This is a genomic window from Kribbella kalugense, from assembly GCF_004365875.1.
In the GTDB taxonomy this organism is placed as follows: Bacteria; Actinomycetota; Actinomycetes; order Propionibacteriales; family Kribbellaceae; genus Kribbella; species Kribbella kalugense.
In genome coordinates this window covers 1,879,151-1,904,483 of record NZ_SODF01000002.1, presented here as the reverse complement: position 1 = coordinate 1,904,483, position 25,333 = coordinate 1,879,151, and the positions used below count along the sequence as shown (strand labels likewise).

Annotated in this window: 23 protein-coding genes and 3 tRNA genes; 11 read left to right on the top strand and 15 right to left on the bottom strand. The window is 67.9% G+C overall.

Going from position 1 to position 25,333, the window contains the following annotated elements; translation table 11 throughout:
* Window positions 1-12: 12 nt before the first annotated feature.
* From EV650_RS27000 to EV650_RS26970, 7 genes are all read right to left on the bottom strand, one after another.
* Window positions 13-1,161, bottom strand: coding sequence for a VWA domain-containing protein (locus EV650_RS27000; RefSeq protein ID WP_134121784.1), 1,149 nt, complete (start codon window positions 1,159-1,161; stop codon window positions 13-15).
* On the bottom strand, window positions 1,158-3,326 hold the full coding sequence (locus EV650_RS26995; RefSeq protein WP_134121783.1) for a DUF5682 family protein: 2,169 nt from the start codon (window positions 3,324-3,326) through the stop codon (window positions 1,158-1,160). The genes EV650_RS27000 and EV650_RS26995 overlap by 4 nt, the downstream gene beginning before the upstream one ends.
* Window positions 3,323-4,405 (bottom strand): ATP-binding protein, encoded by a 1,083-nt coding sequence (locus EV650_RS26990; RefSeq protein WP_134121782.1) that lies wholly within the window; start codon window positions 4,403-4,405, stop codon window positions 3,323-3,325. The genes EV650_RS26995 and EV650_RS26990 overlap by 4 nt, the downstream gene beginning before the upstream one ends.
* Entirely contained in the window at window positions 4,402-5,805 is a 1,404-nt protein-coding gene (locus EV650_RS26985) for a DUF5691 domain-containing protein (RefSeq protein ID WP_134121781.1), read from the bottom strand. Before EV650_RS26985 ends, EV650_RS26990 begins: the two co-directional genes overlap by 4 nt.
* Entirely contained in the window at window positions 5,802-7,100 is a 1,299-nt protein-coding gene (locus tag EV650_RS26980) for an SWIM zinc finger family protein (RefSeq protein ID WP_134121780.1), read from the bottom strand. Before EV650_RS26980 ends, EV650_RS26985 begins: the two co-directional genes overlap by 4 nt.
* A 210-nt stretch (window positions 7,101-7,310) precedes the next feature.
* On the bottom strand, window positions 7,311-9,782 hold the full coding sequence (locus EV650_RS26975) for an MFS transporter (RefSeq protein ID WP_202874920.1): 2,472 nt from the start codon (window positions 9,780-9,782) through the stop codon (window positions 7,311-7,313).
* Window positions 9,783-10,067: 285 nt separating this feature from the next.
* Entirely contained in the window at window positions 10,068-10,916 is an 849-nt protein-coding gene (locus EV650_RS26970; RefSeq protein ID WP_166678279.1) for a LysR family transcriptional regulator, read from the bottom strand.
* A gap of 88 nt (window positions 10,917-11,004) precedes the next feature.
* On the opposite strand from EV650_RS26970, the gene EV650_RS26965 reads away from it, so the two are divergent.
* Both EV650_RS26965 and EV650_RS26960 read left to right on the top strand, forming a co-directional pair.
* The gene (locus EV650_RS26965; protein WP_134121778.1) at window positions 11,005-11,904 is read left to right on the top strand and encodes a TIGR03564 family F420-dependent LLM class oxidoreductase; all 900 of its coding nucleotides are present in this window, start codon (window positions 11,005-11,007) and stop codon (window positions 11,902-11,904) included.
* A gap of 59 nt (window positions 11,905-11,963) precedes the next feature.
* Complete coding sequence (locus EV650_RS26960) at window positions 11,964-13,025, top strand: serine hydrolase domain-containing protein (protein WP_134121777.1); 1,062 nt, start codon at window positions 11,964-11,966, stop codon at window positions 13,023-13,025.
* Window positions 13,026-13,055: 30 nt separating this feature from the next.
* On the opposite strand, the gene EV650_RS26955 is transcribed toward EV650_RS26960, so the two are convergent.
* Window positions 13,056-13,232, bottom strand: a complete 177-nt coding sequence (locus tag EV650_RS26955) for a hypothetical protein (protein ID WP_202874918.1) — start codon at window positions 13,230-13,232, stop codon at window positions 13,056-13,058.
* Between the two features lie 128 nt (window positions 13,233-13,360).
* Between EV650_RS26955 and EV650_RS26950 the strand changes: the two genes are divergently transcribed.
* Complete coding sequence (locus EV650_RS26950; protein WP_134121776.1) at window positions 13,361-13,852, top strand: DNA polymerase ligase N-terminal domain-containing protein; 492 nt, start codon at window positions 13,361-13,363, stop codon at window positions 13,850-13,852.
* Here the strand turns inward: EV650_RS26950 and EV650_RS26945 are convergent, their stop codons facing one another.
* The 5 genes from EV650_RS26945 to EV650_RS26925 all read right to left on the bottom strand — a co-directional run bounded on the left by EV650_RS26945 (window position 13,853) and on the right by EV650_RS26925 (window position 18,030).
* Window positions 13,853-14,500, bottom strand: coding sequence for a nitroreductase family protein (locus tag EV650_RS26945; RefSeq protein ID WP_166678278.1), 648 nt, complete (start codon window positions 14,498-14,500; stop codon window positions 13,853-13,855).
* 23 nt (window positions 14,501-14,523) lie between these two features.
* The gene (locus EV650_RS26940; protein ID WP_134121775.1) at window positions 14,524-15,141 is read right to left on the bottom strand and encodes an L-threonylcarbamoyladenylate synthase; all 618 of its coding nucleotides are present in this window, start codon (window positions 15,139-15,141) and stop codon (window positions 14,524-14,526) included.
* A gap of 15 nt (window positions 15,142-15,156) precedes the next feature.
* Window positions 15,157-16,494 carry a S41 family peptidase gene (locus tag EV650_RS26935; protein WP_134121774.1) on the bottom strand — a complete coding sequence of 446 codons (1,338 nt, stop codon included), beginning with the start codon at window positions 16,492-16,494 and terminating at the stop codon, window positions 15,157-15,159.
* A gap of 70 nt (window positions 16,495-16,564) precedes the next feature.
* Entirely contained in the window at window positions 16,565-17,068 is a 504-nt protein-coding gene (locus tag EV650_RS26930; RefSeq protein WP_134121773.1) for a class F sortase, read from the bottom strand.
* Window positions 17,069-17,217: 149 nt separating this feature from the next.
* Window positions 17,218-18,030: a DUF4397 domain-containing protein gene (locus tag EV650_RS26925; protein WP_238174473.1), complete on the bottom strand. Its 813-nt coding sequence runs from the start codon at window positions 18,028-18,030 to the stop codon at window positions 17,218-17,220.
* A 312-nt stretch (window positions 18,031-18,342) separates the two neighbouring features.
* Here EV650_RS26925 and EV650_RS26920 point away from each other — a divergent pair, with 312 nt between their 5' ends.
* Both EV650_RS26920 and EV650_RS26915 read left to right on the top strand, forming a co-directional pair.
* The gene (locus EV650_RS26920) at window positions 18,343-19,056 is read left to right on the top strand and encodes a hypothetical protein (RefSeq protein WP_238174472.1); all 714 of its coding nucleotides are present in this window, start codon (window positions 18,343-18,345) and stop codon (window positions 19,054-19,056) included.
* Between the two features lie 4 nt (window positions 19,057-19,060).
* A complete protein-coding gene (locus EV650_RS26915) occupies window positions 19,061-20,527 on the top strand; it encodes an MFS transporter (protein ID WP_134121771.1) in 1,467 nt (488 codons plus the stop codon).
* 15 nt (window positions 20,528-20,542) lie between these two features.
* Here EV650_RS26915 and EV650_RS26910 read toward each other — a convergent pair whose 3' ends face one another.
* Window positions 20,543-21,244 (bottom strand): DNA alkylation repair protein, encoded by a 702-nt coding sequence (locus EV650_RS26910; RefSeq protein WP_255512121.1) that lies wholly within the window; start codon window positions 21,242-21,244, stop codon window positions 20,543-20,545.
* A 304-nt stretch (window positions 21,245-21,548) separates the two neighbouring features.
* On the opposite strand from EV650_RS26910, the gene EV650_RS26905 reads away from it, so the two are divergent.
* Together EV650_RS26905 and EV650_RS26895 are read left to right on the top strand one after the other, a co-directional pair.
* The gene (locus EV650_RS26905; RefSeq protein ID WP_238174470.1) at window positions 21,549-21,899 is read left to right on the top strand and encodes an STAS domain-containing protein; all 351 of its coding nucleotides are present in this window, start codon (window positions 21,549-21,551) and stop codon (window positions 21,897-21,899) included.
* A 221-nt stretch (window positions 21,900-22,120) separates the two neighbouring features.
* Entirely contained in the window at window positions 22,121-22,849 is a 729-nt protein-coding gene (locus EV650_RS26895; protein WP_134121768.1) for a polyprenol monophosphomannose synthase, read from the top strand.
* A gap of 80 nt (window positions 22,850-22,929) precedes the next feature.
* Here the strand turns inward: EV650_RS26895 and EV650_RS26890 are convergent, their stop codons facing one another.
* Window positions 22,930-23,280, bottom strand: a complete 351-nt coding sequence (locus EV650_RS26890; RefSeq protein ID WP_202874916.1) for a metallopeptidase family protein — start codon at window positions 23,278-23,280, stop codon at window positions 22,930-22,932.
* An 84-nt stretch (window positions 23,281-23,364) separates the two neighbouring features.
* Between EV650_RS26890 and EV650_RS26885 the strand changes: the two genes are divergently transcribed.
* From EV650_RS26885 to EV650_RS26870, 4 genes are all read left to right on the top strand, one after another.
* Window positions 23,365-23,437, top strand: a tRNA-Glu gene (locus EV650_RS26885).
* Between the two features lie 57 nt (window positions 23,438-23,494).
* Window positions 23,495-23,571, top strand: a tRNA-Asp gene (locus EV650_RS26880).
* Window positions 23,572-23,617: 46 nt separating this feature from the next.
* A tRNA-Phe gene (locus EV650_RS26875) sits at window positions 23,618-23,693 on the top strand.
* A 558-nt stretch (window positions 23,694-24,251) separates the two neighbouring features.
* Complete coding sequence (locus EV650_RS26870; protein WP_134121767.1) at window positions 24,252-24,674, top strand: nucleotide exchange factor GrpE; 423 nt, start codon at window positions 24,252-24,254, stop codon at window positions 24,672-24,674.
* Window positions 24,675-25,333: the final 659 nt, after the last annotated feature.

Sequence of the window (25,333 nt, the reverse complement as noted above, 5' to 3'; positions counted from 1 at the left end):
ATTACCGCGCCCTTACGTCAGGTTGGTGGCTGCCCAGTTGGTGATGTCCTCGTGCCGGATCGCCGCGGCCATCAGGTCCGGGAACAGGTCCGGCGTACAGGCGAACGTCGGTACGCCGAGATCCGCTAGCGCGGCCGCATTCTCGGCGTCGTACGACGGTGTCCCTGAGTCGGCCAAAGCCAGCAAGGCGATCAGTTGTACGCCGGACTCCACCAAGGAACGCGCTCGTCGGAGCATCTCTTCCCGGACGCCGCCCTCGTAGAGATCGGAGATCAGCACGACCACCGTGTCGGCCGGTTTCGTCACCAGGTCCTCGCAGTACGCCAGCGCCCGGTTGATGTCGGTGCCGCCGCCCAGCTGGGTCCCGAACAGCACGTCGACCGGATCCTCCAACTGATCCGTCAGATCCACGACCGCGGTGTCGAACACAACCAGGCTCGTCCGCAACGTCCGGATCGACCCGAGCACGGCACCGAACAGCGACGCGTACACGACGGACTCCGCCATCGACCCCGACTGGTCGATCGCCAGCACGATGTCGCGCTGGACGCTGTGGTTCCGCCGCGCGTACCCCACCAGCCGGTCCGGCACGATCGTCCCGAGCGCCGGCGAGAAGTGCTTCAGATTCGCCCGGATCGTCCTGTCCCAGTCGATGTCCGAGTGCCGCGGCCGCGACGTCCGGCCGGCCCGGTCGAGTGCGCCCGTGACCGCAGCCCTCGTGCGCTCCGCCAATCGCGCCTCGAGCTGAGCGACCACCCGGCCGACCACGTCCCGCGCCGTCTGCTTGGTCTCCTCGGGCATCACCTCGTTGAGCGCGAGCAACGTGCTGACCAGGTGTACGTCGGGCTCGACCGCGCCGAGCAACTCCGGCTCCATCAGCATCCGGGTGATGCCGAGCCGCTCGACCGCGTCCCGCTGCATCACCTGTACGACGGTGCTCGGGAAGTACTGCCGGATATCACCCAGCCAGCGTGCAACCCGCGGCGCCGACGACCCCAGCCCGGAGGCTCGCTGAGTCCCGGACTCACCCTCCGCGGCGTCGTACAGCGCGGCCAATGCGGCGTCGACGGACCGGTCCTCGGCCGACAGCGTCGTACCGGTCTCCGGCTCGGCCTCGCCACCCAGCACGAGCCGCCAGCGACGCATGCGTTCGTCGTTCATGAGACCCCCAGCAGTTGCGCGACCACTGGTAATGCGGTCGCCGCCAGTTCGGCGTCGAGATCGTTGTCGTCAGCAACCACGAGAGATCCCGGATCAGCGAGCACCCGGGCCCGCGACCCGATCGACCGCCGCTCCGGCGCCGCGAACGTCCCGAACGTACGCCGCAACAACGGCAGCACCTCCACGAACGCATCGTCCGGAATCCCCGCCAACCACCCGTCGACCATCGCCAGCAACCGCTCGTCGTGCACCAGCAGCAAACCGCCGCCGGCCAGGAATCCCTCGACATATCCGGCCGCGTCCGCAGTCGGCGTACCAGGAGACAAAGAACGCCCCAACCGCAGCGCGACCTCGTGATCCGGCAGCCGCGAGGTGTCCAGCATCAACCGCGTCAGTCGCCCCCGAATCAACGGCGGCACGGAGGCCCGATCGCTCAAACCCTCCAGCGTGTTCAGCCACTCCGCTCGCACAGTCTCGGGTAGCAGCACGGTCGCGTCCTGAACCCCGTCGATCAACTCCTGTACGGCGTTCGCCGCATCCGGATCGAGCCCGTGGACAGTCCGCCCGAGACCGGCGCACACCCGCGACACCATCCGCCCCGCGACCGCAGCCAGTCCGGCCGTATCAGTGCCGCGTACGTCGCCGTACCGGGAGGCACGCGCGAGGGCTGGGAGCGCCGCCATCAGGTGACCGACGTCGGCGTCGGCGGCCGCTCGGGTGTCGATGCCTTGGACCAACGGCGGCAACGCGTCCGCGAGATCGGCGAGCAAGGACTTCTCCAGGGCAGCCGTGACGTCGGCCAACGTTGTCGAGTCGGCGGCCTTCAGCATCACGGTCGTCGCGGCGCCGAGCACCGTCGTACCGTGCGCCCCCGCGGCGACCAACTCCACCTCGAGTCCGGGATCCCAGGTCAACCGCCACATCTCGCGGAACGTGCCCTGCGCCCGTCGCTCATCCTGGGCCGGAACGCCCCAGTGCACACCGAGAATCCTCAACCTGTGCAGGATTCTGGACTTCTCCAGGTCGTTGGGCTTCCGCAGGTCGAGCTCGATCACCCGCTCGGTCGCGTCACGCTTCATCCGCAGCCGCCGCGCCTGCGCCGCCAGATCCGCCGCGACCGGAGCCTGCGGCGTCTCGGTCGGCACCGACCCGAGCAGCTCCCCGACGACCGCTTCCCGCGTGACCAGATCCAGCAGTACGTCGTTCCCGTTGCAAAGGACCGCCCGCGTCGCCTCAGTGACTTCGCTCAGCCCGACGAGCGGTCGTTCCCTGAGTGCGGCGAGGGTGTCCGCGAGCCGGACCGCCTCGATCACGTGTGCGCTGGACACCGGGAGGTCCTCGGCCCGCAGTACCTGAGCGACCTTCGACAGCCAGCGGGTCGTGATCTGGTCTGGCGCGGTGAACAGGTGGTGGTACCAACCAGGTGAGGTGATGCCGGCGCCGTACCCGCTCGTTGCCGCCAGCCGGCCGTGCGTCCACGGCACCCAGGTGCACGCGACCTTGCGCTTCGGCAGGCCCTTCAGGATTCGCTGGTCATGTGTTGCTGTGGGCAACGGGAGCTCCAGCGCCGGGACATGCCAGGCGCCGCAGATCACCGCGATCTGTTCGAAGCCCTCCTTTATCGCCTTGCGCAGAACCGTCCGCATGTAGGCCTCGCGCTGCGCTTCACGGCCGGTCGCCTCCTCGCCGTGACGTAGTTCGCGCATCGCGTCGGCGATCACGGTGAACGGCTCGGCGCCACCGCGACGCGACTCGATCACGTCATCCCACCAGCGCTCGGGATCGTCGTACCCGCCCGCCTCGGCCAACGTGCCCAGCGGATCCATCGACAGAGAACGCCCACCGCTGGAAGCGAACTGTTGCGCCGCCGGCAGATCGCAGAACCGCACCGGCACGCCGGCCGCCAGCCCGTACTTGATCGCCTGCCATTCAGGACTGAACACGGCGAAGGGCCAGAACGCGGCCCGGGTCGAGTCATCGACGGCGTACGCGAGCAGCGCGACCGGCGGCTCCATCTCCTCCGATACCGCCAGTTCGACGATCTTGTCGGCCTCCGGCGGCCCTTCGATCAGCACGACGTCAGGCCGCAGTTCGGCCAGCGCCGCAGCCACCGCGCGCGCTGACCCCGGCCCGTGGTGCCGGATCCCCAACAGGTGAACGGTCATCCGGAGATCTCTCGGCAGGCTCGGTAGAACGGCGCCCAGTCGTCGCGTTCACGGACCACGGTCTCGAGGTACTCCGACCACACCACTCGATCCGCGGCCGGATCCTTGACGACTGCCCCAAGGATGCCGCCGGCAACATCTGTCGGTCGCAGGACGCCGTCACCGAAATGCGCCGCGAGGGCGAGACCACCGGTGACCACGCTGATCGCCTCCGCGGTGGACAGCGTGCCGGACGGGGACTTGACCGCCGTACGCCCGTCCTCGGTCCGCCCCGAACGCAGCTCGCGGAAGATCGTCACCACTCGGCGGATCTCGTCGAGAGCATCGTCCGGCTGCGGCAGCTCGAGTGACGACCCGAGCTGCGCGACCCGGCGGGAGACGATCTCGACCTCGTCCTCGGCAGACTCGGGCAGCGGGAGTACGACGGTGTTGAAGCGCCGGCGCAGCGCGCTGGAGAGTTCGTTGATGCCCTTGTCACGATCGTTGGCGGTGGCAATGACGTTGAATCCCTTGCGGGCTTGGACTTCCGTGGCCAGCTCGGCGATCGGCAAAGTCTTCTCGGACAGGATCGTGATCAGCGCGTCCTGCACGTCGGACGGCATCCGGGTGAGCTCTTCGATCCGGGCGATCTTCGCGTCCGTCATCGCGCGCTGAACCGGACTCGGCACCAGCGCGGCCTCACTGGGGCCTTGGGCAATCAACTGGGCGTAGTTCCAGCCGTACCGGATCGCTTCCTCCGGGGTCCCCGCCGTACCTTGCACGAGCAACGTCGAGTCGCCGCTGATCGCGGCCGCGAGATGCTCACTCACCCAGGTCTTCGCCGTTCCCGGTACGCCGAGAAGCAGGAGGGCACGGTCCGTCGCAAGGGTCGCGACCGCAACCTCGACCAGCCGTCGCGGGCCGACGTACTTCGGTGAGATCTCGGTGTCGCCCGCCTTCCCGCCCAGCAGGTAGGTGACGACTGCAGCCGGCGACAACTGCCACGCCGGCGGCCGCGGTTTGTCGTCGGTCGCCTTGAGTGCTTGCAACTCGTGCGCGTACTCGACTTCCGCGTGCGGCCGGAGGATTTCAGTGGTCATGAGAGCTCCTCATACATTTCGCTGCGGAAGGTCAGGGTTTCCACCAGGCGGCGGCGCCAGGTGTCTTCCTCGCCGGTGGGTTCGCGGGTGATCGGATGGTTGAGTACGTCGGGCGGCGCGGCGCGGGCCGTGATGCTGGCGAGCCGGGCCCAGGCGCGGTTCGTGCCGACCTTGGCGAGCTGGTCCAGGATCATCGTCGCAAGCGATGGCGGCCAAGGAACGGGCAGACCGCCGACGAGCTCGGCAACGTCGACAGTCTGACGTAGTACGTCGACAGCCCTCGCCCACTCGTCCGCGGGCAACAACCGCAGCAGCTCCGCCGGACTGCGATCTCCGGTCGAGGACTCGGCGCGCAACAACGCACGTGCCCACTCCTCCGAACTTTCACGGATGGCTGCCTCGGTCCAGCCGGCCTGCAGTACCTCTGGTGCACACCCCTCTACAGCTGTCTTCAGCCAAGCGGTTTCCATTGCTGAAAGGGGTGTGTTGGCAACGATCTGCAGGAACCACCAGGCCCGTTTGCCAATGCCTTCTGGGTTCTGAGAGTCGAGGCCGTCGCGTTCCATCGACTGGGCGATCCGCCGCGGGAGGTCGACCGCCAGTACGCCTTGGGTCGAGGTCAGGTGGGAGTGCAGGCGCTCCGTCATACGTTCGCCGTACTGCGAACCTGGCAGACGGGCGAGCAGCCGTGCGGCACCTCGGCGTACCTCACGCGAACGGTCGTCAAGCGCGGATTCGAGGAAATCCTCGTCCAGCAAGGACAATCCGTCGGCGAGCAGGCTGAGGAAGTCGACCCTCGTGGCGGCCGACTCGGTCGGCCAGACCTCGGCCAGCGCTTCACGGGCGGCGGCGGGGTCTTGGGAGCGGATCGCACGCAGCCAGGTACGGCGCTGGATCGTGTTGCCATGCGTCCACATCTCCGGATCGTTGCTCTCTGCAACGGCTGCATGAAGGTAGCGCCACTCGGGATTGAGGTCCGCCAGCCAACGAGCACGACGACCGGCGGCGGCCATCACGAGCGGGCGGTACTCGGCGCGGTGGCGTGCATAGTCCGCGAGCGCGGGCAGGTGCTCGGGCGGCACACCCCAACCACGAGCATCGGCGGCCCGCAACCACTCACCGAGCGCTGAAGTCTGGAACCCGCCGAGCATCGCAGCCAACCGACGGATCGCAACCGGCCGCGGCAACGGCCGGTCCTCACCAGGCGCGGCCGGCAGCGGCTCGAGCTCGCGAAGCGGCTTGCGGCCGGCACGTTTGTAGACGGTGGCGAGAGCGGCGGCATCGAGGAGGTTGCCGTCGCCGAGGCGCTCCTGGATGTGCTCCGGCAGCTCCTCGAAATGCGCGGGCCGTCGATCGGTACCGAGCAGCGCAGAACTGACCAGGCCGTCCCAGCCCTTCACAGGATCACCGGCCGTTCGCCGTGCCAGCAGGTCATCGGGCGAAGGCCGGCGCGGTTCCACTCGCCGGAGACGGTGATCGGATCGCCTGCCGACACCGCGAGGAGCTTCAACACATCCCATCCCGGCAGGATCTCGAGCCCGTCGCCGTCCGCATCCACCAACGCCCAACCGTCTCCGTGACGAGCCGGTCGTACGTCCTGCAGCACTAGCGGCCAGCGTTCGTTCCACGGGTCTGCCGCGACGGATTCGACGTACGACTTGAGCGCCTGGTGGGCTGTCAGTCCGGTCGGCTGCGGCGCGGGTAGGCGGGGTGCGGTCTGGGTGAGGAGGGCCCGCATCGGGAGGGCGCCCGGGTAGAACGAGAGCGCGCCGGGAACGTACTCGCCGGGCCTCGCCGGCAGCGGATCGAGCGGACGGCCCGCGGCGGCGAAGCTGAGGAGCAGCCCGAGTCGACCGGTTGTTGCCCCGCGCAACCACACCCGGCGGACGGTGAGGCGGTCGTCGGGTTCGATCACGCGGCCGAGGACCAGCCAGTCGTCCTCGACCTTCTCCCCCTCGACGGCGACGCGGGCGGTCTCGATCGTCCAGCCGATCCTCGTCTGCACGGTGTCGGCGAGCGACGGCGGGAGCTCGGAGAGACGGTCGTGGGCGGAGACGATCAGGTGGATCAAGGACAGCTCTTCGAGGAGTTCGCCCGGCCACCCGTGGCCACGGCCGACGACGGCGGCTGCCCGTCGTACCGCTCCTGCCACTCCCGGCGCCTGCGCGTCGACCATGCGAGCGGCGAGGCGGCTGAGCTCCGTGTACGCCCGCTGGTCGAAGCCACCGAGCCCGACCCGTACCTGGTCGTCAAGCCAGCCCTTCAGCTCGGCCATCCCGCTCGACACCCGATCGGTACGCCGCGATGCGCGCTGCTGGGCTGCGATCGGGTCGGCGACCTCGCCCGGCTTCCGCTCGGGCCGGTCGGCCCTGGCGGCGCGCTGATCCAGCCAGGTCGTCACCCACTCAGGCTCGTCGGCCGAACGCACCTCGCCCGCGGTCCACAACAGCAGCAGTCCAAGCGCATGCTTGCACGGGAACTTCCGGCTCGGACAGGAGCACTTGTACGCCGGTCCGCTCAGCTCGACCGCGGTTTGGTACGGCTGCTTGCCACTGCCCTGGCACAGGCCCCAGATCGCGCGCTCGGACGCCCCGCTCTCCGTCCACTTCTCGCCCCGGGCCAGCCCCTGCCCAGCCTTCGCGGACGCAGCGTCAGGCGCCAGCCCCAGCACCCGCTCCACGTCCCACAACCCCACACCACTCCCTCACCACCGGCCCTACCCGAAGCATGCCACCCACTCCCGACACGCCCCACCCGCCGCCCCGCCTGGCCCATCCGCCGAGTCGTGGCCTTTGGCGCCTGGCCCGTACGTCGAGTCGTGGGTCCGGGCTGCTCAGAACAGCCGAAACCCACGACTGGGCGAACGGCGCCAGCGCCGTTCGCCACGACTCGGCAGCGAGGAGGGTCAGCCGAAGGGTTGGCGTTCGGGGCTGGCGGTGGCGTCGGGGTAGCCGTTGCCGGTGGCGTGCGGGAGGTACGGCGACGAGCCGTCCGACTCCGAACTCCTCATTGCGCTCGCCCCGTTCGCCGCGCTCACCCCGTTCGCCGCAGCCGGCCCGGGCGCAGGGTCCGATCCGGGATGGGCGGCCGGCGGGTACGACGGGCTCGGCGTGGGCGGGGGTGGGGTGGTGGAGAGGCTGTCGCGGACGGTGCCGAGGAGGCGATCCTCCACCAACTGGAGTTCTGCGATGCGGGCTCGGATCTCCTGCTCCTCGGACCGTGCCTCGGCGAGGACCTGGTCGGCCTCGGCGTGGGCGGTGCTACGGACGTGGTCGGCCTCGGTGCGGGCGGTTTCGCGGAGGTGGTCGGCAGTGCGTTGGCTCGCGCTGAGGACGCTCAGTTCGTACCGGCGGAGTTCGTCGACCAGTTCGCCGGCGGGGCGCTGGGAGTCGAGGATCGCGGCGGCGGGTTGTGGAATGCCGGCGCCGGGGAGGGTGTCTTCCAGGTCCGCGATCTGCTGGTCGACGCGGGTGAACAGGTCCGCTACGTCGGTACGCATCTGCCGGATCACGGTCGCGGCTGCCTGCACCCGCTCGTTGGCTTCGCGCTCACGTTCGCGGGCCGTCCGCTCGGCCGAGGTGATCACGTCGAGCGCCACAACCGCCGCACGCTCGGCCGGATCGTCGGACACGGTCTCCCGATATAAACCAACACCCGCACCCGCACCAGGAGCAGCGCCATTGCCGGTGTCCGAAGTACCGGCGGCGGAGCCCGGCGCGCCCTCCGGAGACTCGGCGCCCATTGCGACGGTCTTTCGTAGGGGGACCTCGCGGATGAATAGCACCGCGAGCAGGCTCACCAAAGCAGCACCGGCCGCGATAACGAAGATCCGTCCCGTTGCGTCGCCATACGCGTGCCGCACGATCTCCGCGACCGGCGCCGGCAACGCATTCACATCCAGCACGCTCCCCGACCCGCCCTGTGCCGCAGCCGCCGCCCCAGGACCGAGATCCCGCAAATGCTCGGTGATCGAATCGGTCACCCGAGTCGCCAACACAGCCCCGAGGACCGACACCCCAACCGCACCGCCGAGACTCCGGAAGAACGTGACCGAAGCGCTAGCCGCTCCGACCTCGCTGACGTCCACGGTGTTCTGTACGGCGAGCACCAGGTTCTGCATCATCATGCCCATGCCGATGCCCATCGAGAGCATCCCAAGCCCGATGTACCAGTACGGCGACGTGTGGTCGATCGTCCCCAGTACGCCGAGCCCCGCCGTCAGGAAGATCCCACCGATCACCAGGTACCGCTTCCACTTCCCGAACCGGGTGATCAGCTGCCCGGACCCCACCGACCCCAGGAACGACCCGAACATCATCGGGATCGTCAGCAACCCGGCCTCGGTCGCGCTGTACCCGCGAGCCACCTGGAAGTACTGTCCCAGGAATACCGCACTGCCGAACATCGCGATCCCCACCGAGAGGCTCGCGAGGATCGCCAGCGCCGTCGTGCGTTGACGCACAATGCGAACCGGTACGAGTGGCTCACGCGCATGTACCTCGACGATCACGGCCAGCAGCGCGAGCAGCGCCGTACCGCCGAGATAGGCACCGGTCTGCCAGGACCACCAGGCGAAGTGCGTACCCGCGAACGACACCCAGATCAGCGGCAGGCTCGCGGCGCCCGCGATCAGCAGCGCGCCGAGGTAGTCCATCTTGACCTTGCGCTTCACCACCGGCAGGTGCAGGAACCGCTGCAGAACGATCAACGAGATCACGGCGAGCGGCACACACACGTAGAAGCACCAGCGCCAGCCGAGCCACGAGGTGTCAACGATTACGCCGCCGACGAGTGGCCCGGACACGGTTGCCAGCGCCATCACGGCGCCCATGTAGCCGGAGTACCGGCCACGGTTGCGAGGCGGGATCGCCGCCCCGATGATCGCCTGCGCGAGCGCCATCAACCCGCCCATCGCGAGCCCCTGCAGAACGCGGGCCCCGATCAGGAACGGCACGTTCTGCGAGGCACCGGCCAACACCGAACCGGTGACGAACATGATGATCGCGAGCTGCACGAGCAGCTTCTTGCTCATCAGGTCGGACAGCTTGCCCCACACCGGCGTCGACACGGTCATCGCGAGCAGGCTGGCGGTGACCACCCAGGTGTACTGCGTCTGCGAGCCCTCGAGGTCCGCGATGATCGTCGGGAGCGCGTTGCTGACGATCGTCGAGCTCAGCACCGCGGTGAACAGCGCGGCGAGCAGCCCGGCCAGGATCTCCAGGATCTCCCGGTGCGACAGCTCAACGGCAGCCGTCGGCGGAGGTTGAGGTGGCGGCGCGGCCGGTGCGGTGTCCGGATCCCCCTCGGAGTACCGAGAGCGATAGCGGTTCGGTGAGCCGGCCTGGGGTGTGGCCGGCGAGGTCTGAGTGGCAGACATCAGTTTCCGTTCGTACGGCGGGATCGCGACGACCGGGGCAGCGACGCGCGCTGTCCCGGGGCGGAAACGGCTGAACTTGTCCTCACACAGCCCGATATTTGGTTGCAACTACCAACAATATCCCCGCAGCGTCAGCAACTGCTCACCGGGAGCCACGAACCGTTCGTCGCAGCGGATGGCCAATTATGAGACGAGCCCTCCTCGGAACTCGCTTTCCAACGTACGATCCCGTGTTTGTTGAGTAATCAACACCCCCGGCGGAGCTGTCAGGGCCCGCCGGGGGCTTCACGCGAAGGCAGCCGCCAGTACGTCGACACACTCCGGCTGACCGCCCGCGACGATCAGCTGCCCCGGCGCGCTCAGCCCAGGCGCGAGCGGCCCCATCCAGAGCGCTCCCTCGGCGGACTCACACGCCGTGCCGTACACAACGGTCCAGGCCGGCGATCCAGTCGCCATCTCGACGATCGCGGCCTCGAAATCCTCCACCGGCCGGCCGATCACCGGCTCGAAGCCCGCCGCCCGGCAGGCAGCGGCCATCCGTTCCTGCAACCACGGATCGGCCGGCAGGCGCAGCGGCAACCCAGCCAGATCGATCAGCTTGACGCCGTCATCCGCCTGGTACGACGTCGGCACGAGGACGGACAGTGGATCGCGCCAGAGCTCGATCACCTGCAGATCGGCGGCGGCCACCTCCCCGCGGACGAACGCCACATCCAACTCGCCGGCCCGCAGCGCGGCGAGATAGTCGCCGGTCGAGCCCGACGTCAGCCGCACGTCGAGATCCGGCGTCTGCGCTCGCAAAGCCGCGAGACCGCGCTCCAGCCGATCCCGCAACCCCGGCGCCATGCCGATCCGGAGAACGCCCGAGCGGCCGGACGCGAGCTCCGCAGCGACCTCGTTGGCGCGGTCGGTGGCAGCCAGCACGGCGCGCGCCTCGCGCAGCATCCGCTCGCCGTCGCCGGTCAGCCGCACATGCCGGGACGACCGGTCGAGGAGTTGCAGACCGAGCTCGCGTTCGAGCCGGGCGACCTGCTGACTGACCGCGGGCTGGACGATGTTCAGCCGCTCGGCGGCCCGGCCGAAATGCAGTTCCTCGGCGACAGTGACGAAGTACCGCAGCTGCCGTAGCTCCATCGGACACCTCCGGCGATCACGATTCCTTATCGCTGCACAGCGTAACTGCGTCTGGGTCAGCGGCGCCCGGAACCGTTGACTGGTGGACATGAGGATCGGACTGTGGATCGACGAAGAAGGCAAGACCATCGACGAGATCGGCGCCGCCGCGAAGGCCGCCGAGGACAACGGCATCGACCGGGTCTGGTTCAGCCAGCGGCTCGGCTGGGACGCGCTGACGCTGATCGCCGGCGTCGCGCCGTACACCTCGACCATCGGGTACGCCGTCGGCGTCGTGCCTGTGTACCCGCGTCACCCGCTCGCCCTCGCGGCGCAGGCGCTCAGCGTGCAGGTGCTGACCGGCAACCGGCTGACGCTCGGGGTCGGCGCCAGCCATCCGCACATGGTCGAGGGCATGCTCGGCCTGTCGATGGACCGGCCCGCCGCTTACGTACGCGAGTACGTCGAAGCGCTCGGGCCGCTGCTCGCCGGTGAGCCCACCGACTACGTGGGCGAGCGGCTGACCGCCCGCGGCCAGCTCGAGATCGCCGGAGCCGAGGCGCCCGAACTCATCCTGGCCGCCCTCGGACCGCGGATGCTGAAGACCGCCGGTGAACTGACGGCTGGTACGACGACCAGCTGGGCAGGCCCCGAGGTCATCGAGGGCTTCATCAGGCCCACGATCGACGAGGCCGCGACCGCCGCCGGGCGACCGCAACCGCAGGTGATCGCAGGCGTGTGCGTCGCGGTCACGGACGACCCGGACACGACCCGGGAGTGGATCCGGACCCAGTACGGCGCCGCCGGCGACATGCCGTCGTACCGGGCGGTGCTGGATCGCGGCGGGAAGGCCGGGCCGGCGGACACCGCCGTACTCGGTGACGAGGAGGCGGTGGCCAAGGAGCTCCAGCGGTACGCGGACGCCGGTACGACGGAGTTCCTGTTCTGCCCGGTCGGGACGGCGGCCGAGGTGGAGCGGACGGTCCGATTCGCCCTCGATTACGCGTAGGGCGGCGTCAAGAGGCCCGATTCGGCTCCGACCCATCCATAGAGCGAAAGGATGGGGTTATGGACCTTCAGGACGTGGTGCAGCGGCGGATCGACGAGCTCGCCGAGACGGAGCTCGGGCTGCAAGTGGCGGCGTACCGGCACGGAGAGCTGGTCGTCGACGCGGTGGCCGGCGACGGCGTGACGACGGAGACGTTGTACTACGCCGCCTCCACCGGGAAGGGCGCGTCCGCGACGGTCGCGAACGTGCTGGTGGATCGCGGCACGCTCGACTACGACCAGCCGATCGTCGAGGTCTGGCCCGAGTTCGGCGCCCACGGGAAGGACAAGGCGACGCTGCGGCACGTGCTGACGCACTCGATCGGTCTGCCCGCGCTGCCGCCGGACGCGACCCACGAAACCTTCGCCACGATTCCCGCTGACCTCGCCGCCGCGGAACCCTGGTGGGAGCCGGGCACGAAGATGACGTACCACGCGGAGACGTTCGGCCTACTGGTCGGTGAAATCGTCCGGCGAGCGACCGGCCGGACGATCTCCGACGTACTGCGGGAGATCCTGACGCCGCTCGGGATCGAGAACGACGTGTACTTCGCCCTCCCGGCCGACCAAGTGGACCGACTCACGCCGCTCGTCGAGCCGGACGGAGCCGAGGAGACGTTCGCGATGCTCGCCGACATGTTCGCGAAGGTCGTCCCGCCGAGCATGCAGCCGCGGGCCGCCGTACTCAACCAGCCCGAGCACCTCGCGATCGAGGACCCCTCCAGCGGGATCCTGAACGCCCGCGGCATCGCCAAGCTGTACGCCGGTCTGATCGGCGAGGTGGACGGAGTCCGGCTGGTCCGGCCGGAAGCGGTCCCGGTGATCACCGGCCCGGCACTTGTCGCGAAGGACGAATTGTTGGGCAACCCCGCAACTTTGGCGCTCGGCTACGCGGTCGGCCGGTTCGGATCGACGGCCGAGGAGAGTCCGGCGTCGTTCGGGTGGCCGGGCATGGGCGGTAGCGTCGCCTGGGCGGACACCAGCTCAGGCGTCACGTTCGCGCTGACCAGGACGCTGTTCGACCCGTCCGGCTCCGCGTCGGCGGTCGAGATCGGCAACCTGGTTGCGAAAGCTCTTTGCTGAAACCCCTTTGTGGAAAGGGCTTTCAGCTTGTCAGGACTCGCGGACCGAGCGCTGGTCGACCCAGACGAGATGGCCGTGGTGGCTGACGAGAGCCTCGTCGGCCCCGGCCGTCCCGGTCCGGCGACCCAGTTCCTGGCCTGCGATCCAGCGGCCACCGATGAGAACCTGAACGGCGATCGGCCGCGCCGGTGAGGGGGCTACGGGCATGGCACCTGCTTCGGGACAGGGGCGGATGAAAATGGGAAGGTGTGGGGGTTGGTCTCCCAACAAGACGCCAGCCTACAACCGCTTCGCGACCGACCGTTAGCTGTAACTCGAATTCGCCCAGGAGCCCGATGTCGAAGCCAATTTTCGTGGTGCAGCTGCATGACGCCAGGCGGCTGCATTACGACGTACGGCTCGAGGTGGACGGGGTGCTGAAGTCGTGGGCGGTGCCGCGTGGACCGTCGCTGGATCCGATCGTGAAGCGGCTCGCGGTGTTCACCACGGACCACGATCTGGAGTACGCGTCGTACGAGGGTGTGCACCGGGAAGCGCAGTACGGCAGCGGTGCGGTGATCGTCTGGGACGCGGGCGTCTACACGAACCTGACCCGCGACGACCACCACCAGCTCGTCGACCCGGCGGAAGCGATCGAGCGCGGGCACTTGAAGGTGCAACTGCATGGCGTGAAGCTCAACGGCGCCTGGGCGTTCACCCGCACCGGCGCGGACTGGCTACTGGTCAAGGTGAAGGACGCGGACGCCGATCCGGACCTGGATCTGACCATCACCGAGCCGCGGTCGGTGCTGAGCGGCCTCACCATCGAGGAGATGGCCGCCTCCTGATCACCAGCCGTTGACGTGCAGTACGTCGTCGAGCGGCTGACGCGGCGCCGGCTTGAAGTTGGTCCCAATCGTGTACGCCGTCGGAATCAGTACCGTCTGCCGGATGTCCTCGGGGAGACCGAGCAGCTCGGAGATCTCCTGCTCGAAGGTGAAGTGCAGCGTGGTCCACGCCGTACCGAGTCCGCGGGCCCGGGCGGCCAGCATGTAGCTCCATGCCGCCGGCAGGATCGAGCCCCAGAGACCGGCCTGGTTACCCGCGGGCAGCGAGCGGACCTGGAGGCACGGGATGACCAGCACCGGCACCTGGCCCATCCGCTCACCGAGGTAGGCCACGCTGTCCCCGACCCGGCGCTGGACCGGACCGCGCTCGGGGTCGTCGGCATGCAGCTTCCCGGCCGATCCCGAGCTGGCCAGATACTGCTCGACCGCCTGGCGGTAGTACTCACCGATCGCGGCGCGCTTCTCCGCGTCCGTGATCACCAGCCAGTGCCACGTCTGCCGGTTGCTCCCCGACGGCGCCTGCAGCGCGATCTCGATGCACTCCCGGATCAGCTCCATCGGCACCGGCCGCTCGAGATCGAGCCGCTTCCGGACCGTCCGGGTCGTCGTCAGCAGTTCGTCCGGGGTCAAATCCAGGGTCTTGGTCACCCCTCAGTTGTACCGAAGGTCCTTCATTCAAATGGAGTGGGGTCTCCGGCGCCGACCCGGACGATCTCCGGGACGTCCTCGGAGATGTCGACGACGGTGGTCGGCTCGGTGCCGGCCTCGCCCTCGATGACGGCGTCGATCTGGTTGTCGAGCTCTTCCTTGATCTCCCAGCCCTGCGTCATCGGCTCCTCGTGGCCGGGCAGCAGCAACGTGCTGGAGACCAGCGGCTCGCCGAGCTCCGCGACCAGCGCCTGGGTGACCACGTGGTCCGGAATGCGCACACCGACGGTCTTCTTCTTCGGGTGCAGCAGCCGGCGCGGCACTTCCTTGGTGGCCGGCAGGATGAACGTGTAACTGCCCGGCGTGGCCGCCTTGATCGAGCGGAAGACGGCGTTACTGATGTGCACGAACTGGCCGAGCTGCGCGAAGTTCTCACACACCAGCGTGAAGTGGTGCCGGTCGTCCAGGTGCCGGATCGTCTTGATCCGGTCGATCCCGTCCCGGTTCCCCAGCTGGCAGCCGAGCGCGTAGCAGGAGTCGGTCGGGTACGCGATCAACCCGTCCTCACGCAGCAGGTCCACCACCTGACCGATGGACCGCCGCTGAGGGTTCTCCGGATGGATGTCGAAATACCTGGCCATGACCGGGGAGCCTACCTACTTGAGTACTGCGAGCGCCGTACTGAAGGCCGAATCCCGGCCGCCCGAGAGCTCCTCGGGTGTGAAAACCGGGCGCCGGATGTCCGGTGGGATCCCGGCCCCGTCGTACGTCGTCCCGGCCGCGGTGCGGTACTCCTCGTTCGGCAGGATGAACGTCCAGCCGTTCGGCAGGGTGCGGTCCATGGTGTCGGAGAAGACGCCCTGGGTGTTCTCGCCGATCCGGATCGGCCGCGGGACCCGGTTCATCATCGCCATCGTGAAGGTCTCGCCCGCGCTGACCTGCGAACCACCGGTCAGGATCACCATCGGCCCGGTGAACCTCGGCCCCGACGACGGTACGACGTACGCCGGTTGCGGGGCGGTGAACTTCGAGGGATCGGCCGGGTCGTTCCGATTGCGCTTGGAGTAGGCGAAGTACGGGCGCGCGGTCAGCCGGGACGCCAGATCGAGGCCGAGCTGATCCGAGCCGCCGCCGTTCAGGCGCAGGTCCAGGATGAGTTTCTGCGGCTTGGTCGCGAGGATGGTGTCCAGCGTCGACTCGAGCACGGCCCGCTCGGAGGCGTAGTGCGGGACGTCGCCGTACCCGAGGAAGGCGACCACTCGGAGGTAGCCGATCCGGCCGGGCAGTTCGGCGTACCCGATCAGGTCGTTCGCGTACGACGTGTAGTGGACACCCTTGAGCGCGGTGTGCTCGATGTACGGGCGGATCACCTTCGACTCCAGGTCCATCGAAGGGAACGTCGTCCCCGGCCGGACGCCGACGAAGAGGTTGTCCGGGGTGCGGATCCCCGTGTGCGCGTCGCCCAGTGGGCGGATCATCGCGGCCAGGATGTCGAACAGTTTGTCCTCGGACGTTACCTGCGGGCGGTATTTCGCGCGGACCGCGTTCCAGTCGATGCCCTTGGCCGCGAAGAACGGATAGTTCTCCGCGAAAGCTGCCCAGAACTGGTCGAACTCCGCCAGCGGACCGGTTGCTCCCGGCATCGAACACTGCGCCGGGAGCCCGGGCATCCGCTGCAGATGCTTGGTCCCGACGTCGCCCTCGAGCCGCATGTCGGCTCGGCTCCGGTGCACCGCGAAGGTGAAGGACTGCTCGCCGTCGGCAACGAAGCTGTCCCCGTCCCGGGTGTACTCGGTGTCCGGCGTACAGCTGATGGTGCTGGTCTGGTAGAGCCTGGCCTTACCGTTGTCGACAGCAACGATCGTGCCGTAGCCGTCCATTTTCCAGACCCCGTCGGCGGACGCGGCCGCGGTGGCGGCGAGCGGGGCGGACAGCGGAGCAGCTATCAATGCGGCAGCGACTCCGACAGCCGCCAGGAGGATCTTCGGATTCATGCGACCAGCCTGCTCTGCGACGAACCGAGCCGACATGGAGCGAGCACCCCAAGTCAGGGTGGGGTTATCCCTACTTCGCCAGGCCGATCGGGGTCGCCGTGACTACCAGGTTGTCCGCGTAGCCGCCCTGCGAGGCGTTGTACGCACCCGTGCAGGTGATCAGGACCAACCGATGGTCCCCACTCTGGTCGAACGCTCCGCTCTTGGTCGCCAGGGCGTCCTTCCGCACCGACGCGATCGACACGACCCGGTACGACGCCGTGTGGCCGGAACCGTTGACCACGATCACCTCGCCGCGCCGTACGCCGATCAGCCGGGCGAAGAACCCAAGTCCTTCGGTCTTCGTGTCGACGTGACCTGCCAGCACCACCGAGCCGAACGGGTCACCGGCTTGGGCGCCGCCGTCCCACCAGCCGACCCGCTTGGCCATCGCCGGCACCTGGAGCTGCCCGTCGACAGTAGTTGCCGTCAGCACCGGTGCGGACGCGCCACCCGGTAGCACGACTTGTTGCGGGACGAAGCGGATGCGTTGGCTCGGCGCCGGTGTGCCGACGCGTCCCGGCGGCGCGGACATCGGAACAGTTGGCTCGGTGGGCCCAGCCGACGGCGTACCGCCGACGGTGAAGTGGAACGTGGTCGTCGGTGCAGGCGCCGCACTGCCCGCCGAGGCGGAACAACCCGCCAGGGCGAGACAGCACAGCGCCGTACCGAGCAAGCCCCGGTTCAGCGGCGGACCACCTTCCGGGCCGCAACCACCTTCCGTGCCGTGACGACCGCGACCGCGAGCGCGGCCAGGAACACCACGACCCAGAGTCCGGACTGGTCGGCAGGGCTCTGCGCCTGGTTGAGCCCTGCCGCCTGTCCGCCGGTCCCGGTGTTCACCACGCCCGGCTTCGCCGACCCGGTGGCCGGAATCTTGATCGTGCCGAGCGCGACCGTCATCGTCTTCTGGCTCGGTGCGCCGATCGCGAACACCCGGGTCAGATAACCGGCCTTGACCGGCAGGTCCAACGGACCGAGAACGACCGGTGACGTTGCGCCAGTGGGCACGATGTCGACCTTGTAAGTAGCCGCCGGAACGACTACGTCCAGCGATTCCCCGTTCGCTACGTTACGGAACAGGACCTTTCCGTTAACCCGGATATCGGCCGGCCCGACCGCCGCGTCGTGCGCGACCCGCAATCCGGCCTTGTCCGACGGCACCGCGGTCAGCTTGTTCGGGTACGTCGTGATCAACGGAGCGCCACTGGGCGACACCGGTTGGTGAATGACGACATCCAGGCTGGCCCCGGAACCGGCAGCCACCTCCCGCTGGATGACCAGCTTTCCGCCTTGCTTGACAGTGATCATCCGCTTGCCGGATGCGACACCGTACGGTCCGACCAGCTTCCCCCCGGCCACCCCGGCGACGACCTGGTGGCCGTCGACGCTGATGTCCAGACTGCGTCCAGGCAGGCCCTGGACGAAGTACAGGTTGGCTCCGGCAGCCGCTTCGGCCGGCACCGTGACGACCGCCGGCGCCGCCGCGACGGTCACCGCCAGCACCAACGGAAGCAACCGGCGAATTACCGGACCATGAATTCTCGAAATACTCAGGTATACCGCCCGGATTTGACCGGACACGCTCCGTCCTCGCATTTCTCTCCCCCTCCGACTTCATCGGAAAATACCGCAAGAATTACCCGACCCCACGAATTCGGGCGTATCGTATGCGCAAGTCCGACCTCACCGCCAGGGATCGTGCCGGTCCGGTATTGCGGTCAGGTCCGTTTTGGGGGGCGGTGACTTTTGTCAGGACGTGGCACGCCCCTGCGGCGTCCCGAGATCTTCCCGACCGGTTCATCGGGGGTGGAGGAGCTCAGGCACACCGGATTCCGCATTCTGGCGGCGATCGCGCTGGTGCTGGGGTACAGCGCGACCGTCGCCTGTTCGCCCGGTCCCGCCGCCCTGCCGGTCGCGCCGAGCCCCGGACTGACCGTCGCACTGCCATCTGCCACGCCACCGCCGAAGGCCACACCCGGTCCTGGTGGGACCACGCCGGGTATCCAACTCACCGTCGTACCGCAGCGGGACGGATCGTTCGACGTCACCGAGAACGTGATGTTGCCCCAGGCCACCGACATCCTGTCGTTGCAGCTGCCGACGTCCGGCATCAATCTGCCCGGGATGATGTCACCGACCACGCCGAAGGTGACGAACCTGAAGGTGCTCGCCGACAACCAGTTCGTGCCGGTCGAGAACAGCACGGTGGCCGGGTCCGGCGACCTGCCACTGACGGTCTCGGCCACCAGGGTCCAGCTGACCTACCGGCTGTCCGGGTCGACGATCCTGGCCTCACCCTCGGTGTCGACGCGAGCCAGCTCGGCCATTCGGCCACTCACCTCGGGCGCCGACGCGGCCCTGCCGACCGACATCAAGGTGACCAGCGGTCTGCTCAACGCGGTCTGCCCGCTGATGGCCGAGACCCGATGCGCGGTCGGCGATCCGCCCGACCTGACCATCCAGACCGGTCTTCCGGCCAGCAAGGCCCTCGTCGTACTGCAGCTCGATCTGCCACGCTGACCCCATGACGGAAGAACGGATCGCGCTGGGCACCGCCCGGGGCCGATGGGTGCTGGCTGCGACCGCACTGGGGTCGGGGATGGCGTTCCTGGACGGCACGGTTGTCAACGTCGCGCTGCCGGCGATGGGCCAGGACCTCGGCGCGGACATGGCCGGTCTGCAATGGATCGTGAACGGCTACATGCTGATGCTCGCCTCACTGGTGCTGCTCAGCGGTTCGCTCGGTGACCGGCTCGGACGACGGCGTATGTTCCTCGTCGGGGTGATCTGGTTCGCCGTGGCCTCGCTGATCTGCGCGATCGCACCGTCGCTCGAGGTGATGATCGCCGGCCGGGTCCTGCAGGGCATCGGTGGCGCGCTGTTGACACCGGGCAGCCTGGCGATCCTGCAGACGTCGTTCCAGCACTCCGATCGCGGCAAGGCGGTCGGCACCTGGTCTGGCCTCACCTCGGTCGCCGCCGCCGTCGGTCCGTTCGTCGGCGGCACCCTGGTCGACCGCGGTTCCTGGCAGCTGATCTTCCTTCTCAATATTCCGCTCGCGCTGGCGACCGTCCTGGTCACGGTGCGGCACGTCCCCGAGACCCGCGACGAGAGCGCCACCGGCAAACTCGACCTCAACGGCGCGGTCCTCGCGACCCTCGGTCTGGCCGGCCTGACCTATGGATTGATCAGTGCCGGCGATCACGGCTTCGGCGACCCGATGATCCTGACCAGCTTGGTGATCGGCGTGGTCGCGTTCGTGGGGTTCATCGAGGTGGAACGCCGCAGCTCACACCCGATGCTGCCGCTGAATATCTTCGCCAACAGGCGCTTCACCGGCGCGAACCTGGTCACGGTCGTCGTGTACGGCGCACTCGGCACCGCGACGTTCCTCGTCGTCGTGTACTTGCAGACCGCCCTGCACTACTCCGCACTCGAGGCCGGCGCGGCCCTGTTACCGATGACCGTGTTGATGCTCGGTCTCTCGGGGTACGCCGGTGGTCTGTCGGACCGGATCGGCGCCCGCATCCCGATGACCGTCGGACCGTTCCTGATGGCGGGCGGATTCCTGTTGATGCTGCGGATCAACCTCGACTCCAACTACTTCACCGCCGTACTGCCGGCCGTTGTAGTGCTGGGCCTCGGTCTGGTCGCGACCGTCGCACCGTTGACCGCGACCGTACTGTCCTCGGTCGAGGACCACCACGCGGGCATCGCGTCCGGGGTGAACAACGCGGTCGCCCGGTCGGCGCAACTGATGGCCGTCGCGGCGATCCCGATGGCGGCCGGTATCACCGGGGACAGCTATCGCAATCCCGTTGCCTTCCACAACGGATTCGGGAACGCGTTATGGATCTCCGCCGTACTCGCGGCCGCTGGTGGCGTGATCGCCTGGGTCACGTTGGGCGATCGGCCGGTGAAGCCGCAGTTGGTGCACCACCACACCCATTGCGCCATCGAATCGCCGCCGTACGCGCAGAGCCGCGATTGATTTGTCGACTTTTCCTTATCGCAACCCGAGGTAGTGCCGGCGGGAGGTTTCGTCGAGGCGTTCGATCGCGTAGCGGAGCATGGTGCGCGGCATCCGGGTCGTGTACTGGTCGAGGAAGGCGCGGAGCTCGTCCTCGGAGACGCGCTTGCCGGCCTCGCGCAGCATCCAGCCGGAGGCCTTGTGGATCAGGTCCTCCGGGTCGTCGAGGACCTCGGCGGCCAGCTTGTAGGTGTCGGCGGTCTGGCCCTGGCCGATCAGGAACTGCGTGCCGACCATGGCGATCCGGCGTTCCCAGAGTGATCTGGATCGGATCAGGGTGTAGAGCTCGTCGCGTAGCTTGTCGAGCAGGTAGCCGCCGACGATCTGCGGAGCACTGCAGTCGACCAAGTCCCAGTTGTTGATGTACGCCGTACTGCGCAAATAGAGCTCGTGGATCGCGGTGAGCTCGGCCGGGTGCTTGAGACTGCGGGATGCGCGATCGGCGAGCAGGCAAAGGATCGTCAGGCGGTGCTCGTGGACCGGACTGGCGAGCGCCTGCTCGAGTTCGGCCAGCGGGAGGTCGGCCCGCAGGTACGGCTTGAGGATGCCGCGGATCGTCGAGAGCTTCACGCCGATCATCTGGTCGCCGTACCCGTAGCCGCCGGGCTGGAGCTGGAAGTAGCGCGCAAGCACCTCCGCCACCGCCGGATCGGCGGCGTCGTCGACTTCAGCAAGCAGTTCCTCGGCGCTCAGACCAGCATCCCTCCAGTCGCGGTGCCGCCGGTGACCAAAGCCGCCTTGCCGTCGAGAACAGCCATGCGACCTTGTCTATCACCGTCGTGGTTCCGTCGTTTGCTTGAATGGCAGCGCTTACAGCCCGGAGGTCACGCTCCGGGGTCATCGCCGGCAGACCCGTTGTGACTGCCGAGCGTTGGGGCATACGGTGAGAGCAGGGCAGTTCCACCCGCCAGGACCCTGCGTTCGAGGCACTACCCGGGGAGAGACCCGCGTGACAAGCCATTCAGAGCCGCGGGACGGTGAGATGATCAGGACCACGTTCGACGCGGTGACCGAGGAGTTGGCGCCCGGCGTACTGCTGGTCCGGTTGTCCGGCGAGATCGACATCGCCACCACCGACTTCGCCGCCGAATCCATCCGGGCCGCGGTAGCGCCGCCGGCCCGGCTGGTGCTGATCGAACTCTCCGCCGTCACGTTCTGCAGTTCCGCCGGCCTCGGCAACCTGGTCGAGGCCCGCAACCTGGCCGGGCAGCACAACATCACCCTCGCCCTGGTCGGCGTTGGCCGCCCGGTGGACCGCCCGCTCAGCATCACCGGCCTCGGCGGCGAGTTCCGGATCTACAGCACCGTCTCTGAGGCACTGGCCGAACTCTGAGAGGGCGGCTGAGAACCCTGCGCCGTCGCGAGGAGGTGCTCGGTGCGGTGGCTCGGCGTACGGGAGCGAAGGTCTCGATGCGGAGCATCGTGGCCTTTGCTCACGTGCGGCGAGGTGCCGTGCCGAGTGCCCCGCAGTAGGCGCAGGGTTCTCAGCCGCCCTCTACGATCGTTGTGGTCGGCGGATACGGTAGCTTTCGGTGTCTCCGACGAAGGAAAGTCATGGGTGAGCTAGCCAAGATCGTGGTCGTGGTACCGACCTACAACGAGCGGGACAACCTGCCCGTGCTGGCCGGACTGCTGTCCGACCTGAACCTGCCCGGCCTCGAGCTTCTCGTCGTCGACGACAACTCCCCCGACGGTACGGGCGACGTCGCCGACGAACTGGCCAAGGAGTCGCCGGAGAAGGTCGGCGTACTGCACCGGACAGTGAAGGACGGCCTCGGCCGCGCGTACGTCGCCGGGATCACCCGCGCGCTGGACGAGGGTGCCGACATCGTCATCCAGATGGACGCGGACCTGTCCCACCCGGCCTCGGTGATCCCGATCATGGTCGAGACGCTGCGGACGACGGACGCCGGCGTCGTGATCGGGTCGCGGTACGTCCCGGGCGGCTCGGCCGCGGCCGAATGGGGCTGGCACCGGCGGGCGCTGTCCGCCTGGGCGAACTTCTACGTGAACGCGCTGCTGCGGCTACACGTGAAGGACGCCACGGCCGGCTTCAAGGCGTGGAAGGCCGACACCCTGCGCTGGATCGACGTCGCGTCGATCGAGAGCAACGGGTACTCGTTCCAGGTCGAGATGAACTACCGGACGGTCAAGCGCGGCCTGCGGATCGCCGAGGTGCCGATCCACTTCGAGGAGCGCACCGAGGGTGTCTCGAAGATGTCGTTGAAGGTGCAGCTCGAGTCGGCGCTGATGCCGTGGAAGCTGCTGTTCAACCGCGGCTGAGTTTGGGCCGCTTCCCGCCGTACGCGTTCGCCGTACGGCGGTTTCGGCATGCCCGTGGGTTGTCGCTGGGTTGATGCCTGTCAGCCGTAGCCGAGTTGGTGGAGCCGGGCGTCGTCGATGCCGAAGTGGTGCGCGATCTCGTGCACCACTGTGACGTTCACCTCGTCGAGGACGTCGCTGTAGGTATCGCAGATCGCCAGCGTCGGATTCCGGTAGATCGTGATCCGGTCCGGCAGCACGCCGCCGTACTCGTGCCCGCGCTCTGTCAGCGGGATCCCTTCGTAGACCCCGAGCAGCACCGGCCCGCCGGGCGGCGGATCGTCCTCGACGAACACGGCCACGTTCTCGATCAGCAGCGCGAGCTCTTCGGGAATCTCGTCCAGCGCGTCCGAGACCAGCGCCTCGAAGTTCGCCCGGCTCATCTCGATCACGCCTCCAGTATCTCGTTTTGGACGCACGGCTCAACTCCTCTATGCTTACGGCTGTCCCTGGAGCTTCGGCTCCCGCGGGTCCGAGTCCCCATCGTCTAGTGGCCTAGGACGCTGCCCTTTCAAGGCGGTAACGCGGGTTCGAATCCCGTTGGGGATACGGCGAAAGCCGGTGCAAGAACTGGTTCGAAGATGCTGTAGGATCATCGAGTCATTTGGCCCAGTAGCGCAGTTGGTTAGCGTGCCGCCCTGTCACGGCGGAGGTCGCGGGTTCGAGTCCCGTCTGGGTCGCCAGGAGAAGAGGCGGCGGTGCCAAAACACCGCCGCCGACCTTTCTCCCGGTCAGGTAGCTCAGCTGGTAGAGCGTCCGCCTGAAAAGCGGAAGGTCGGCGGTTCGAGACCGCCCCTGACCACCACCACCCTCTCCACTCACCGGGGAGGGATTTTCTTTCCCACGCACGCTCCGGCTTATCGCCGGCCCCCTTGCGAGCTACCGCTCGCGCCTGCGCGCTTATCGCGCTCCCTGACAACTAAGTCAGCCGCCGCACACAAGGCGACCGTAGTCACGGCAACCGCGAGCTGGCCTGATCTGGTTGCGATCATAGCGCCGACAACATCCCCATCCGGTCAGCGAGCCCGCGCAACTCCCGACCACCCGCATCGCGACGAGCCCGAAGCACCATCTCGCTCACAATCTCGCGAGCCCACACGTTGTGCCGAGTCCGCGTCGCACCCCAGCTTTTCGGCCTTAGCCAGCAGATGAGTGACCTCGTCATCTCGCCCCGGGAGGCCGTGCAACCCGCGAGCATGCTCGATCAAGAACCCAAGCCGGCAGGTCTTGCTGGGGATGTCCCCAAGTGGAACCTCGGCGGCGACCTCCGCGGCCCTCACATGGTCGCCTGCTTCGAGGGCGATAGCCAGGCGCTGCTCGCGCAGCCTCGTCTACTACACAGCGTCGCGTCTACTGTGTGCCGGTGGAACTCTTCATACCTGTGTTAGCAACACTGCTGGGCGGTCTCGCCTCCGCTGTCGCTGGCACCTTGGCGGCTCGTCGCGGACGTCATGCTGGTGACCCCTCGCAGAGTGTGACGCTCGAAGCTCGAATCAGCCGCCTGCAGAATCAGATGAGGTCGTCTGCAGAACTCATCGAGCAAATCACCGCCGAGATGGAGGTCCGGGCAGCGACGGCGGCCAGTTTGAAGGCTGAGGCTGAGCAAGCACAACAGCTCGCATCGCTCCACCAGGAGCAACAAGATGCTGTGATGCGCGCCGTCCGGGCGGAGATAGGCGCTGAGGGCAAGAATGCTGCCCGCCAGAACCTTAAGGCCAACATCCTCTTCTTCCTCGCGGGTGTTCTCGTTAGCGTCGCAATCCAGCTAGTGATCAAGCCGCTCTGAATTCTCGCTGACCAGTGCGTACTCATGTGTCTTCCGTCTGCCGCTCAGCCCACGCGTAGCGCCATCAGCGAGCCCTGACTGGGATGAGCGGCAGACGGGGAAGACGCACATCCGACCACCTCTGAGCTAGCCGGCCAAATCGGGCAGTCATCCCGGAGCCGTGAGGACCCCGCCGGAGGCAACGCTCTTGGCTCTCAGAAAGACACCGAGAGCGGGCGCGGCGTTGAACGCCGGAGGCGCATGCGGCGCGCCTTGATCCATAAGAGCAGAATGCAGCAACAGCGGAGCCGACGAGCTCGGCTAGCTGGTCTCGATGGGCGCTCGCCGGTCGTCGGACGAATCTGGCGAGTACGCGCGACTTGCCTTGGTGATGTGCCGGCACCGTTGCTGTCCATCTTGATCCGCAAGACCACAACGTCGTCCAGGCCGACGGTCCTGAACACTGTCACGAGGGTGTCGGCGGGCACGAAGTAGATGTGCTGCTTGCGCGCTCGGCCTGACGACACGTAGATCCCGTCGAAGCGGCCAGTCTCAGCGTCCGCAGAGAGCATCCACACCCAACTGCGGATGAGCTGATTACAGAACTCTGAGAGCGAGAGCGTGGCGCCCTCGTCTCGCTTCATGTCGTAGTGCTCGACGAAGTCGTCGCGATTCCAGAC